This window comes from Campylobacter concisus (assembly GCF_002165785.1).
In the GTDB taxonomy this organism is placed as follows: Bacteria; Campylobacterota; Campylobacteria; order Campylobacterales; family Campylobacteraceae; genus Campylobacter_A; species Campylobacter_A concisus_W.
Genome location: NZ_NDYO01000013.1, coordinates 1 through 11,917, shown reverse-complemented (window position 1 = coordinate 11,917; position 11,917 = coordinate 1). Strand labels below are relative to the sequence as shown.

The 11,917-nt window shown below is 36.0% G+C and carries 18 protein-coding genes; 6 read left to right on the top strand and 12 right to left on the bottom strand.

Translation table 11 applies throughout. The features are described 5' to 3' along the window. Positions 1-165 precede the first annotated feature (165 nt). From modD to B9N62_RS09445, 10 genes are all read right to left on the bottom strand, one after another. Positions 166-999 carry a ModD protein gene (modD, locus tag B9N62_RS09490; RefSeq protein WP_087585280.1) on the bottom strand — a complete coding sequence of 278 codons (834 nt, stop codon included), beginning with the start codon at positions 997-999 and terminating at the stop codon, positions 166-168. 1 nt (position 1,000) lies between these two features. Beyond that, positions 1,001-1,261, bottom strand: coding sequence for a helicase (locus tag B9N62_RS09485; RefSeq protein ID WP_087585279.1), 261 nt, complete (start codon positions 1,259-1,261; stop codon positions 1,001-1,003). Positions 1,262-1,273: 12 nt separating this feature from the next. Next, entirely contained in the window at positions 1,274-2,737 is a 1,464-nt protein-coding gene (locus B9N62_RS09480; protein WP_257640242.1) for an alanine/glycine:cation symporter family protein, read from the bottom strand. 14 nt (positions 2,738-2,751) lie between these two features. Next, positions 2,752-4,827, bottom strand: a complete 2,076-nt coding sequence (locus B9N62_RS09475) for a heavy metal translocating P-type ATPase (RefSeq protein ID WP_087585278.1) — start codon at positions 4,825-4,827, stop codon at positions 2,752-2,754. Beyond that, positions 4,811-5,134: an oxidoreductase gene (locus tag B9N62_RS09470; protein WP_087585277.1), complete on the bottom strand. Its 324-nt coding sequence runs from the start codon at positions 5,132-5,134 to the stop codon at positions 4,811-4,813. Before B9N62_RS09470 ends, B9N62_RS09475 begins: the two co-directional genes overlap by 17 nt. Continuing rightward, positions 5,134-5,448: a hypothetical protein gene (locus B9N62_RS09465; protein WP_072594358.1), complete on the bottom strand. Its 315-nt coding sequence runs from the start codon at positions 5,446-5,448 to the stop codon at positions 5,134-5,136. The genes B9N62_RS09470 and B9N62_RS09465 overlap by 1 nt, the downstream gene beginning before the upstream one ends. A gap of 9 nt (positions 5,449-5,457) precedes the next feature. After that, positions 5,458-5,808, bottom strand: coding sequence for a hypothetical protein (locus B9N62_RS09460; RefSeq protein WP_081370899.1), 351 nt, complete (start codon positions 5,806-5,808; stop codon positions 5,458-5,460). After that, a complete protein-coding gene (locus B9N62_RS09455; protein WP_087585276.1) occupies positions 5,801-6,451 on the bottom strand; it encodes a ferritin-like domain-containing protein in 651 nt (216 codons plus the stop codon). Before B9N62_RS09455 ends, B9N62_RS09460 begins: the two co-directional genes overlap by 8 nt. After that, positions 6,444-6,767, bottom strand: a complete 324-nt coding sequence (locus tag B9N62_RS09450) for an HMA2 domain-containing protein (RefSeq protein WP_021091233.1) — start codon at positions 6,765-6,767, stop codon at positions 6,444-6,446. Before B9N62_RS09450 ends, B9N62_RS09455 begins: the two co-directional genes overlap by 8 nt. Positions 6,768-6,868: 101 nt before the next feature. Continuing rightward, on the bottom strand, positions 6,869-7,315 hold the full coding sequence (locus B9N62_RS09445) for a Fur family transcriptional regulator (RefSeq protein WP_087585275.1): 447 nt from the start codon (positions 7,313-7,315) through the stop codon (positions 6,869-6,871). A 150-nt stretch (positions 7,316-7,465) separates the two neighbouring features. Between B9N62_RS09445 and B9N62_RS09440 the strand changes: the two genes are divergently transcribed. Next, positions 7,466-7,675 (top strand): hypothetical protein, encoded by a 210-nt coding sequence (locus B9N62_RS09440; RefSeq protein ID WP_002942234.1) that lies wholly within the window; start codon positions 7,466-7,468, stop codon positions 7,673-7,675. 91 nt (positions 7,676-7,766) lie between these two features. Here the strand turns inward: B9N62_RS09440 and B9N62_RS09435 are convergent, their stop codons facing one another. Continuing rightward, on the bottom strand, positions 7,767-8,429 hold the full coding sequence (locus B9N62_RS09435) for a lipid-binding SYLF domain-containing protein (RefSeq protein WP_087585274.1): 663 nt from the start codon (positions 8,427-8,429) through the stop codon (positions 7,767-7,769). A 117-nt stretch (positions 8,430-8,546) separates the two neighbouring features. On the opposite strand from B9N62_RS09435, the gene B9N62_RS09430 reads away from it, so the two are divergent. Continuing rightward, positions 8,547-9,155: a trimeric intracellular cation channel family protein gene (locus B9N62_RS09430; protein WP_072594355.1), complete on the top strand. Its 609-nt coding sequence runs from the start codon at positions 8,547-8,549 to the stop codon at positions 9,153-9,155. After that, entirely contained in the window at positions 9,152-10,138 is a 987-nt protein-coding gene (locus B9N62_RS09425; protein ID WP_087585273.1) for an SAM-dependent methyltransferase, read from the top strand. The genes B9N62_RS09430 and B9N62_RS09425 overlap by 4 nt, the downstream gene beginning before the upstream one ends. Here the strand turns inward: B9N62_RS09425 and ybaK are convergent. Next, positions 10,127-10,609 (bottom strand): Cys-tRNA(Pro) deacylase, encoded by a 483-nt coding sequence (gene ybaK / locus B9N62_RS09420; RefSeq protein WP_084110087.1) that lies wholly within the window; start codon positions 10,607-10,609, stop codon positions 10,127-10,129. The two genes, B9N62_RS09425 and ybaK, sit on opposite strands and share 12 nt — an antisense overlap. A gap of 58 nt (positions 10,610-10,667) precedes the next feature. On the opposite strand from ybaK, the gene fliL reads away from it, so the two are divergent. The 3 genes from fliL to B9N62_RS09405 form a co-directional block, all read left to right on the top strand. Further along, positions 10,668-11,204, top strand: a complete 537-nt coding sequence (gene fliL, locus B9N62_RS09415) for a flagellar basal body-associated protein FliL (RefSeq protein WP_084042196.1) — start codon at positions 10,668-10,670, stop codon at positions 11,202-11,204. Continuing rightward, the gene (gene acpS, locus B9N62_RS09410; RefSeq protein ID WP_087585272.1) at positions 11,201-11,545 is read left to right on the top strand and encodes a holo-ACP synthase; all 345 of its coding nucleotides are present in this window, start codon (positions 11,201-11,203) and stop codon (positions 11,543-11,545) included. The genes fliL and acpS overlap by 4 nt, the downstream gene beginning before the upstream one ends. Positions 11,546-11,689: 144 nt before the next feature. Then, positions 11,690-11,917: hypothetical protein (locus tag B9N62_RS09405; RefSeq protein ID WP_180382188.1), on the top strand; the 228-nt coding region annotated here is incomplete at its 3' end.

Below are 11,917 nucleotides of genomic sequence, written 5' to 3'. Positions count from 1 at the left end.
AATTAACTTTCTTGGTTTATGTTTTTGCTTGTAGTTATGAGATAAATTTGAAATAAAAAAATGCTAATTTTTTGTTGTGTATCGTCCAAATTCCAGAGCAAAAATGCATTTTCTGTAAATTTTTAACTTTGATAGATATTTTGCTGTATCGGTCGTCGTAAAAATTTACAAAATCTCAAGTCTGGTGCTGATATCAGCAACGCCTTTTGAATACATCGCTGACGTTACTATCGCATCGGCTTTTGCGTATTCTTTTACATTTGCTAAATTTATACCACCGGCTGCTATGATCATAGTATTTGAAGAAATTTCATCTCTTAAAGAGAGTACGTTTTTGATAAGCTCTGGGCTAAATTTATCACACTGCACAACGTCGCAATTTGCTTTTATAAGTTTGCTTGCTTCGTCTAAATTTTCAGCTTCAACGCAGATTTTTTTCTCAACCATTTTGGTTTTAAATTCTGGCAAAAGAGATACAAATTCATCAAAATTTGCATAAGCTTTTATATGATTTTTAAAAAATAAAATGCTATCACTAAGCCCAAGCCTATGCATTTTACCGCCACCTTCAAGTACTGCTTTTACGCAAAATTTCTTAGCAAATGGAAAGCTCTTTCTAGTTGCTAAAATTTCACATTTTTCATTGACGCACTTTGTGGCATTTACCATTTTATTTGTATAAGTTGCGATGGCGCTAGCATATTCTAGTGCGACTTGAGCTAGTTTCCAAGCTTTATGCACATCTTCGTAGCTGCCATAAATTTTTATGATTACATCGCCAGCTTTGCAAATTTGAGAATTTTGCACAAAAATTTCACTCTCACACCCAAGTAGCCTTGCAACACTTGCGGCCACATCAACGCAGCTAACACAAATTTCATCACGTGAATAAATTTCAAGTGAGGCATTTTTATCGATATTTTGAAGCGACGTAGTAAGATCAAAGTAAGGTACATCTTCATTTATATAGCTTAGAATTTCTGCGTCGCTGAGTATCATTTTATGCCTTTTTTACCTCATTTTTTGCTTTTATTATCATTTTTTTAAAGATTCCATTGTCATAAAGTCCAGCATGATAAAGAGCAAAACAAGTAAATGCAATGCCTGAAGCAACGTGAAATTTCTTAATGCTTTTATTTCTTTTCATAAAAAGGGCACTTAAGCAAACTGAGGCTAAAGTGATGCCCATACCGACTTTTGATACTTGTCTATGAGTGTTTATATCAAGTAGTTTGCCACTTATTTTTGTTTCGTTTTTCAAATTCTTCTCCATTTAGTTTTTATTCCAGCAACTTGTATTTTTTATACCAAGACTTTCTGGGTCAAATTCTGGATTTTGTCCAGCACCTCTTTGAGCTTCGTAGTCTTTGATCGCTATTATCACTACTTTTGAAAGTAGGAAAATAGCGATGATGTTAATAATTGCCATCGCAGCCATTGTGATATCAGCGATATTCCAAGCGAGCTTTAAATTCATCTGAGCACCAATAAATATCATAACGACAGCTGTTATCTTAAATAGCAACGTAAGCTTGTGGTTTTTGGTTAAAAATTTCATATTTGCCTGAGCGTAGTAGTAGTTGCCAATAAGCGAAGTGATGGCAAAAAGTACGACTGCAAGAGTGGTAAAATGAACTCCAAATTCACCAAAATACTCTTTCATTGCGGCTTGAACGAGAGGAAGTGCTGTTAGCACCTCACCACTTGAGCCAGTCTGCTTCGTAAGATAGGCCTGTGAAAATAGCACGATCATACCAGAAGCGATACATATAGTCATGTCTATAAAGACTGCCATTGCTTGAACTAGGCCTTGTTTTACTGGGTGGCTAGTATGTGCTGCGGCTGCTGCGTTTGGAGCTGAACCCATACCAGCTTCGTTTGAGAAAAGGCCTCTTTTGATACCTATGACGATCACGCTACCAGCAAATCCACCAAATATCGCTTTAAAATCAAAAGCATTTTCCAAGATCATCTTGATAACATCAGGAATTTCTTTGAAATTTAAGATAATAGCAACAAAGGCTAGTGATATGTAGGCAAGTGCCATGAAAGGCACGATATATGAGCTTACTTTACCTATGATGTGGCTTTTGCTAAAAAACATTACTGCTGCAAATGCCGTAAGAATAAGACCAATGCCAACAGGTAGGCCGCTTTGCGAAAAAGTCACATTGCTACCAGCTTTGTCGTAGTAAATTTCAAAGGCTGATGTCATGGTATAGCTTTGAAGTCCGTTAAAGCCGTATGCGTAGGTGATGATGAGAATCACCGCAAAAAGTGAAGCTAGCCACTTTATGCCAAGGCCATTTTTGATGTAATAAGCTGGACCGCCTTTAAATCCAAAAACGTCTTTTGTCTTATAAATTTGCGCTAACGTACTCTCTATAAAAGCTGAAGCTGATCCCAAAAAAGCCATCAGACACATCCAAAAAAGAGCTCCCGGACCGCCCGCGACGATAGCTGCTGAAATTCCAGCGATATTGCCTATACCAACGCGCGAAGCAGTCGAGATCATAAGTGCTTGAAATGGCGTTAAATGGTGCTTATTATACTTGTCCTTTTTTTCTACTAAGACTCTGCAAGCTTCAAAAAACATCCTAAACTGCACAAAACGAGTCAAATAACTAAAATAAATTCCCGTAGCCACAAGAATAATGACTAAAAAATATCCATATAAAAAGTCGTTGGCTATGTCCATTTTACCGTTTAAAAAATTTAAGAAACTATCAAGCACCATCTACCCTTTCAAATTTATTTTGATTTGAATTTTACGCCCTTCATTGAATTTAATAAAAGCCAAATCGTTGTGCCATTATGAAGCATGGCAGTTGCTATTGGATTTAACATACCAAGTGTTGCTGCACTTAGTATAGCTGTGTTTACGCCAACGGTTGAGCGGAAATTTGAGCTAATTAAATCCATTGTTTTATTTGCTAGCTCTTTTACAAGAGCTACGCTCATGATGTCGTCTTTTAAAAGACTTATATCAGCCGTCGCTTTAGCTATATCAGCACCCTTGTGCATACTTATACCCACATTTGCCTTAGTTAGGCTTGGAGCATCATTTATACCATCTCCCACAAAGGCTACTTTTTTGCCCTCGCTCTTTAGCTCTTCGATGATAGCTGCTTTATCTGTTGGTAAGCACTCTGCATAGACCCTATCAAGCCCTAGCTCGCGTGCCACCTCTTCAGCCTTGCTTTTGATGTCGCCGCTTAGCATGACGACCTCTTTTACGCCAAGTCTTCTTAGCTTTTTAACCATATCTTTTGCGTTTTCTCTCATATCATCTTTCATAGCGATGACGCCGACTAGCTCTTTATCATATCCTACGTAGAGTAAGGTTAAACCGCTATTTAATGCTTTACTTATTAAAGCTTCATGAGCTTTAAAGCTTATCATCTCATCATCTTCTAAAAAGTGTCTACTACCTATAACCACCTCTTTGCCGTGCATCGCAGTTTTTACGCCGTGAGCTACGATAAATTCAACTTCATCGTGATGAATATGGTGGAAACCACGCTTATTTGCAGCTTCAACTATTGCTTCAGCTACTGGATGAAAGTAGTGCTCCTCGGCACTTGCAGTTAAATTTAATATATCATTTTGAGAAAAGCCCTCTTTAAATGAGTAAATTTCAACTACACTTAGGCGTCCATGTGTCAGAGTGCCGGTCTTATCAAATACAAAAGTATCAACTGAGCTTAAAGCCTCGATCGCCTTTGCGCCTTTTACAAGAATGCCGTTTCTGCCTGCTTTTGAGATGCTTGATTTAAAAGCAACTGGTGTAGCAAGCTTTAATGCGCAAGAGTAGTCCGCTTGAAGTACGCTAGCAACGCTATTCATATTTTTATTTATAATGTATGAAAGTCCAGCAAGCGAGAGAGTAACAGGCACAAGTTTATCAGCTAGTTTTAATGCTTTTACGCCAATAGCTGATTTTTCATTGAGTGAAGTTTGTATGTACTCTTTGATCCTAGCTGTCGCTGTGTCGCTACCTACATTTTCAGCCCAAATTTTTATCCTACCTTCATCAACCACGGTGCCACTTATAACACGGTCACCTCTAGCTTTTGGTATAGGTTCAGCCTCTCCGGTCATTGAGACTTGATTTACATCGGCGTTACCTTCAACGATATAACCATCAACACCTATCGTCTCACCAGCTCCGACCACTACGATGTCGCCTTTTTTTAAATTTTCAGTTTTTACTTTTTCAAGCGTCTTTTCACCATTTAAATTTCTCTCGACCCAGACTTCTTCGATATTTGGTTTTGCTAGCTCTTTGATGAGATCATCACTTCTGTGGCTAGCACTTTCTTCCATATATTCACCGATATTTATCATCAAATTTGTGCTATTTGCTGCTAAATGATCGCCCATTGCTAGGCTAGTACCAATGGCAGTTGCCTCAAGCACTTTTGAAGTGACGCCCTCATGTCTTAGCTCTTTTGCACCTTCTATTAAATTTGGCGCTGTGGCATAAAGAGTCACGGCTGATTTTAGAGTTTTGTTACTCATAAATGGCGTTATACCAAGTGCAGCAGCAGCCTTATAGATATTTGCCTTGCTTGGTAAATTTGGATCTTTTGCCTTTGTTGGAAATTCATAGCTCTTTATAAAGTTTAAAATTTTATCGTAGTTTTTATTGTATTCAACGATAATGCTTTTTGCGTATTTATTTACACGAACACTTAGTGCATCAGTTCGCTCTGAGATCGCAGCCTCGATAGCACTGACGTCGCTTCTAGCGTTTAGGCTCTCGCAAATAAACCTCGCTCTATTTTTACTCTTGTGAGCTAGAGTGATCTTATTTTTGTGAGTCAAGTTCTGCTTTGACATCTTCAAAACGCTCTTTTAGTTCTTCTATGCCAGCATTTATAAGCTCGCCACCTTTGATAATCGCTTTAAATACGCACTCTTGTGCTTTTGGATTAGTTAGTACATAAGCTGCGATACCACCTAAAACTAGACCTTTTACAAAGCCAGCAGCATTAAAATTTTCAGGTACAAATGGTAAATTTTGAGCTGCATTGTTTATTGCATTATCGATTGCGCTTGGCTGAGTAGCTGCTGCATTGTTAGCTACAGTTTCACTTGCTACATTTTCTTCGTTGATGTAAGGGTTATTCATTATTTACTCTCCAATTTTATTAGTTTTTCTGCTATCAAAAGACCGCCGATACCAGCTGCTGTAAAAGCTGCCGCATTTAGATATTTTTTTTGTGCTATTAAATTTGAAGCATGAATGCCAACAGCACCTACAAAACCACCTGTTACAGCGTATTTCGCTATCTTTTTAGCAACATCTTTTTTAGTCGCTCTATTATTTAGATAGTCGCTAAAGCCAAGTGCAGCTGCACCCATGCCAGCGACTAAAGCACCGCTGATGAAGTGATCAAATGGAAGCCTTGTGCTTGAAAGCGTAAAAAGACTATTTCCTTGCATTCTCTATCCTTATGCTATATCGTTTGGTGTGATAGCTTTTGGAGCAGCTGGCTTTTTAGCGCGTGGTTTTCTTGTTTTCTTTACCACTTTTTCAGCCTCTTTTTCTATTTTTTTAGCACCACGTTTTGCTTTTTTCTCTTCTTTTACTATAAAGTCTTTTGCATCTTTTGCAACGCTTTTACCTTTTTTGTAAAGATCTTTTGCAGCCTCTTTGCCTTTATCAAAGCCATCTTGGGCGTACTCTTTGATCTTATCTCTTTTATTCCAAGCAGCTATTGCTAAACCGCCTACTGCTAAACCTGCTAAAAATGGTAATGCCATTTTAAATCCTTTCTTTGTTTGATTTTGTAAATTATTCATTTTCTTCATCCTTATTAAAATTTTTGCTAACTACTGAAATGCCTAATGCCCCAAGTGCAAGTCCGCTAAAAAACGAGAAATTTGGATTATTAGTTATCTTTGCTAACTCGCTTTTATCAGCCTTGCCACTTGCGATATTTTGCAAGCTTTTAGTTATCTCATTAAAGTCATTTTGATAGTTTTCTAAAATATTTGTTATGCCATTTTGCTCAAAATTTTGTGAAATTTCGTTTAAATTTAGCTCATTTTTTATTTCACAGCCACTATAAATTTCTTTTAAGCGTTGTTTTAAAGAGGTGACATATTCGTTATTTGAAGTAGCCCAAAGTCTAAAAAATAGATCTTTTAGCTCTTCATCATCTAAGCTTTCACAAAATTTTTCATACATTTTATTTAGCTCTAACTCATAGTTTAAAGCTTGTATCAGCGCATCTTCTTTATTTTTTGCCGGCAAAAATATAGCTTCATTTTCGCAGGCAAGCTCATAACCATGAGCACTCGCAAATTTTTCTATCAAGATGATTGCATTTTTTCTGATATTTGCGATCTCGTTAAAAACATCACCAAATGAAGCTAAATTTTCATATAAACTAAGTGCGTTCTTTTCGCTGGTGTATGATGCATTTAAAAGTTCATTAAGCATATTTCACTTCTTTTGCAACTTCATTTACTCTAGTTGAAATCTCTTCTAAATTTTGCCCTTTTAAGAGATCTTCCCAAAGGTTTTTTGGAAAAATTTCATGATCATATTCGATCGTTACAGAGCCGATTAGCTTGTTAAATTTTACATTTTTTATACCATTTATCTGAGCTATCACATCATCTAGGCTAGCTAAATTTACGCTACTACTTAGCTCTTTTATCTTTGGGCTAACTCTTACTCTTAGTCTGCCGTTTGTGTGAGCTATCATTGAAAAATAGCTTGCAACTTGTGCTAAAGTTTGTGTTTTTATATCCATTTTCATCCTTTTTTTAATTGCGTATTATCTATTTCACAGCTTAAATAAATCTGAAATTTTTTTGTCTTTCATTATCAAAAAGTAAAATGAAATGATAAAATTTAATTTCCATTTTTCTCTTGGCAATCACTGCAAATGCCATAAAGTATCATCGTATGCGACTGCTCGCTAAAATTTTTTTCTTTGCAAATTTGCTCTTGCCTTTGCTCTATCGTCTCATCTTCAAAATCAACTATCTTTTCACAAATTTCACATATCAAATGATCGTGCGAGGATTTTAAATTTAACTCAAATTTCTTTACACCATTTTCTTCAAAACAGTTTGCAAGATGATGCATTTCGAGAAAATTTAAAAACGAGTAAATTGATGTCATTGAAATTTCATTCTTATGGATTTTGTAAATTTCTGAAGAAATTTCTTGAGCACTTAGATGAGAGTTGCTAATGAAAAGTACATGCAAAATTTGTTCTTTTAACTCTGAGCTTTTCTGCCCAAAGGCTTCTAAAAACTCTTTAAAATGCTTATAAAATAGTTCAAAATTATCCACAAAAACCTAACTAAAATGATAATGAATATAAGGATTTTACAACTTTACTTATAAAAAAAGCATAAAATTTCTTACGAATTTCAAGTAAAGTATTTTATAAGATTGTTTTGGTATAGTGTCGCATTTTTTAAATCAAAATTAAGGAATAAAATGACTTACGACGAGCTTGAATTAGACGCCGTTTTGTTAGAGGTTTTAGAAAATAGAGGCAGTTTTGATTCTATGGACGATGAGGAGCTTTACGAGCTTATCGAACAAGTTGCACAATATACAGATGGCGATTACGAAGAAGCGTTTGAGTATATGACTCAATTTTCTCCAATCCCTAAAAAACGCTTTGTTTCACTATTTATGGTTTAGCAAAAAGCTAAGCCATAACTTCTATAAAATTAATCATAAAAGTAAAAATAAAAAGAGCTCTTGACCCAATTAATGAGCCAAGAAATTTGAGCTATAAGAAGTATTTTGAGATTATTTCTTTAAATTTTAGTGTGTATTTACTAGCTTTTGGGCTATTGTTGTAGATATTCTCAAAATCATACATTCGCTCATAGTAATCATTTGTGTCTTGTCTATTTATTTTTAGCCTTGCCACATCTAAGCTAACACCTACAAAAGCACCACTTGTCTTGCCACGCTCCTCAGCAAATGCTGAAATTTCAGGCAAATCACTTGTGATCGCTACTTCATTACCAACGCCGCCAGTTGCTTCTGCTTTTAGGCTGATCGTATCTTTTGCATTAAATAAATTTGCATAAGCTTCTGAATTTTTAAATAAGATGATCATATCAGCTGAGCTGTAACCAAGTTGTAAGCCTATGCTGCCAGATGTGTAATTTACAAAAAATGGACTTGACCATTCACCATCATCGTTTTTAGCGATAAATACGCCTTTACCTGTTGAGCCAGTAACGATAGCGCCTGCTTTTGTCACATCAGGGATTATGGCGATCGCTTTTATGCCTTCAAATTTAGTGTTTGGCTTTAAATTTCTTGTACCAAAAGCGTTTAAAATATTTATTGCATTTTTTAGCTTTTGATTTTGGATCACATCAGCATTTAAGCATGGCGTGAAAAATAAACCAGCAAGAAATATGATTAATAGTCTTTTCATTAAAATTCCTTCCTTAAATTTTTCGTTATTATAGCCTAAAATAAACTAATGGTAAAAATATTATTAATGATTTTTTATGAGAGTTCATTATAAAATGCGACCTTTTAAGGGAAAAATATGAGTTTGATACTTTTTGTCGAATACGTCGGTATCGCATCAGCTGCACTTAGTGGGTTTTTATTTGCAGTAAAAAAGGAGTGCGACTGGCTTGGAGTCTTTTTGTCTGCATTTTTGACCGCACTTGGTGGCGGTATCATGCGTGATATGCTTGTTGGTAGGGCAGTTTATTCATTTACACACTACATGCCAGTAAGCGTTGTTATTTTTATGTTGATTGTTTCAAGAGTGGCAAATTTACACATAAAAAGAGAAGGTTTGGAGCGAAAATTTGTATTCATCTTTGCCGATGCGATCGATGTTATTTGTTTTTCGATCGTTGGCGCGATGGTTGCTATTGAGTATAACTACAATATCTTTGGTGTGATGATGATCGCCTTTTTTAACGGCGTTGGTGGCGGTATCTTAAGAGATATTTTGCTAAACGAAATTCCATGGTTTTTACGCACAGGACTTTACGGCACGATAAGTCTTGGCGTGGGGCTTGCTTACTTTATCCTATATCATCTAGGCCTTACCAACATATTTTTTACCATGCTCTTGCTAGCTGCTGGCATTACAGTTAGGATGTTTGCATTTTATAGAGGCTGGAAGCTGCCTGATCTATGAAATTTAGCGAGTTTTTTGATATCTGGGTCAATGAAAACTACTATAAATTTGGCGTAGATATCGGCAAAAAGGGCGATTTTTATACAAATGTAAGCGTTGGCTATCTCTTTGGTGCTTGCCTTGCAAACTACTTTTTAAAGCTGCTTAGAAAAGGCGAAATTTCTAGCTCTTGTAAGGTTGTGGAGATCGGCGCAAACTCAGGTGAAATGCTAGCTGATTTTGTTCAAGTAATTTTTACACTCGAGCCAGAGATCTTAAAAAATTTAGAGTTTATTATCATTGAGCCTCATGAAAATTTAAGAAAAAAGCAGCTTGAAACTTTTACAAAGCGCTTTGGCAATGATGTCAAAATAAGGCATTATGAAAATTTAAACGAGTGTTCATTTGAAGAAATTTTTGTCATCTCAAATGAGCTATTTGACGCATTTAGTTGCGAGGTGATAGATGGGCAAAATATGCTTTTTGTGGATGATGATCTAAAATTTCACTGGCAAAAAGCAGATCAAAACTTGCTAGCCCTTGCAAAGAAATTTGGCATAAAAAAGGGCGAGATATCAACTAGCTACGCTAAATTTGCGCTCCAACTTGCAAGTGCAGCAAAAAAGGTGAGATTTTTAAGCTTTGACTACGGCGAATTTGAGCCAAAAAATGAGTTTAGCCTAAGGATTTTTAAAGACCATCAAGTATTTTCTTTATTTGAAATTTCAGATCTTGAGCCATATTTTAAAAGCTCGGATCTAACATATAGTCTTTGCTTTAAGCAAGTAAAAGAGGCTTTTTTTGAGGCTGGCTTTAAGATGCTTAAATTTAAAAAACAAAACGAGGCTTTAGTTTGCGATCTTGGTGTGGATGAAATTTTATCTTTGGTGCTTGAAAAGGGTAGCAAGCAAGCCTATGAAAATGCAGCCAAACAGGCGAAATTTCTACTCTCGCCCGAGTTTTTAGGCGAGAAGTTTAAATTTATAGAGTTTTTAAAGAGCTAGCCTAGCGATATTGGCAAAACTTGCCTCGCAAGCCTTTAAAAGATCATTTGGTGCTATTTTTATTTGTTTGCCTCTTACTCCAGCACTTACTAACACGTATTCTTGCTCTTTTGCTCGCTCGTCGATGAAGGTCGCAAAGTGTTTTTTCATAGCAAGCGGCGAACAGCCGCCCCTGATGTAGCCAGTGATCTTTTCTAAGTCTTTTAAATTTATAAGTTCGCAGCGTTTGGCGCCACACGCGTGAGCAAGTGCTTTTAGATCAAGCTCCAAATCGCCCTGCAAGCAAGCAACAACGAAATTTTTAGGCTCACACTCACAAACGATAGTTTTATAAATTTGCTTTATATCTTGCTTGGTGCTAGCTGCTACGTGAATGGCTGAAAGATCGTTTAAATCGACCTCATACTCTAAAATTTCATAATTAATTTTTAGCTTGTCTAAAGCTCTAGCAGCATTTGTTTTATGTATCATTTTTTCTCATTTTTGCGAATTTTTTGTATAATTATAGCCAAAACTTAAAGGAGGAAAGATGGCTGAAGAAGTTGAAGAGAAAAAAGCAAAAAAAGGTGGCAATGGTGCATTAATGATAATTATCATTGCGATATTTGTTTTGCTGCTAGTTATTGGAGGGCTAGTCGCGTTTTTGATGCTTAGTTCTGACGAGCCAAAAGAGGCAAATATGATGCAAGCACCAGCTCAGACTCAAACGCAGTCCATGCCAGCTCAAAATAAGGCAAAGCATGGTAGCAACGACTATTCAAATATGGGGCCGATATATCCGCTTGATCAGTTTATTGTAAATTTGCTTAGCGAAAATGGCTCAAGATTTCTTAAAACAAAGATCGATATGGAGCAAAGCGATGAGTTGCTAACTCCTGAGCTTGATAAGAAAAAAGCACTTTTAAGAGATATTATCATCAGAACACTTTCATCAAAAACTTACGAAGAAGTAAGCACCGCAAAAGGTAAAGATAGGCTAAAAGACGAGATCGTCGGCAAGCTAAATGAAGTGCTAAATGATGGCTACATCAAAAACATATTTTTTACTGATTTTGTGGTGCAATGATAGGCATCGATATCGTTAAAATAGATAGAATTTCTAGACTTAAAGCTCGTTATGGCGAGCTTTTTTTAAAAAAATTTCTTAGTGATGACGAGATCACGCTGGTAAAAAATGATGCGACTTTGGCTGGGTTTTGGGCGGCCAAAGAAGCAGCTAGCAAAGCTCTTGGTGTGGGTATCAGCAAAGAGTGTGGCTTTTTGGACATTGAGCTTAGCAAAGACGCAAAAAATGCACCAAAGATAAAATTTAGCCCAAAAATTTATACAAATTTTAATATCAAAGAAGCAAGCCTTAGCATAACTCACGACGGCGGTTTTGCTGTAGCTGCAGTGATGATTGTCTAAAATTTATACATTTTTACAAAGCTTTTTAATATCTTTTAACTACTTCTAATAAATTTAAAAAATGTATTTTTATAAAATTTTTTAAAGAAAAGACGATATCTTAGATTAAGATTTAATGGAGCTAAAGAAACTAAGGATAGTAAAATGCAAATTTCTAATAACCTCCCAATTACTAACTATCTCTCAAGAGAAAACATAGCAAGAGAGATGGGATTTAAATTTAACGATATAAACGAGATACTTAGTAACGATATGGGTCATGGTATGACATTTCCTAAGTATGCAAGGCTTGATAGAAAGGCTCAAGCTGCGGCTTATGATAGACACATATATCCACTATCTGGCTTTACAAAAGGCGATGAAGCAAAAGTC

Bases quoted from the DNA above. Each gene is read 5' to 3' on its own strand.
- modD (WP_087585280.1), bottom strand. From the start codon at position 999: ATGATACTCAGCGACGCAGAAATTCTAAGCTATATAAATGAAGATGTA.
- B9N62_RS09480 (WP_257640242.1), bottom strand. From the start codon at position 2,737: ATGGTGCTTGATAGTTTCTTAAATTTTTTAAACGGTAAAATGGACATA.
- B9N62_RS09470 (WP_087585277.1), bottom strand. From the start codon at position 5,134: ATGAATAACCCTTACATCAACGAAGAAAATGTAGCAAGTGAAACTGTA.
- B9N62_RS09465 (WP_072594358.1), bottom strand. From the start codon at position 5,448: ATGCAAGGAAATAGTCTTTTTACGCTTTCAAGCACAAGGCTTCCATTT.
- B9N62_RS09460 (WP_081370899.1), bottom strand. From the start codon at position 5,808: ATGAATAATTTACAAAATCAAACAAAGAAAGGATTTAAAATGGCATTA.
- B9N62_RS09455 (WP_087585276.1), bottom strand. From the start codon at position 6,451: ATGCTTAATGAACTTTTAAATGCATCATACACCAGCGAAAAGAACGCA.
- B9N62_RS09450 (WP_021091233.1), bottom strand. From the start codon at position 6,767: ATGGATATAAAAACACAAACTTTAGCACAAGTTGCAAGCTATTTTTCA.
- B9N62_RS09440 (WP_002942234.1), top strand. From the start codon at position 7,466: ATGACTTACGACGAGCTTGAATTAGACGCCGTTTTGTTAGAGGTTTTA.
- B9N62_RS09435 (WP_087585274.1), bottom strand. From the start codon at position 8,429: ATGAAAAGACTATTAATCATATTTCTTGCTGGTTTATTTTTCACGCCA.
- B9N62_RS09430 (WP_072594355.1), top strand. From the start codon at position 8,547: ATGAGTTTGATACTTTTTGTCGAATACGTCGGTATCGCATCAGCTGCA.
- B9N62_RS09425 (WP_087585273.1), top strand. From the start codon at position 9,152: ATGAAATTTAGCGAGTTTTTTGATATCTGGGTCAATGAAAACTACTAT.
- ybaK (WP_084110087.1), bottom strand. From the start codon at position 10,609: ATGATACATAAAACAAATGCTGCTAGAGCTTTAGACAAGCTAAAAATT.
- fliL (WP_084042196.1), top strand. From the start codon at position 10,668: ATGGCTGAAGAAGTTGAAGAGAAAAAAGCAAAAAAAGGTGGCAATGGT.
- acpS (WP_087585272.1), top strand. From the start codon at position 11,201: ATGATAGGCATCGATATCGTTAAAATAGATAGAATTTCTAGACTTAAA.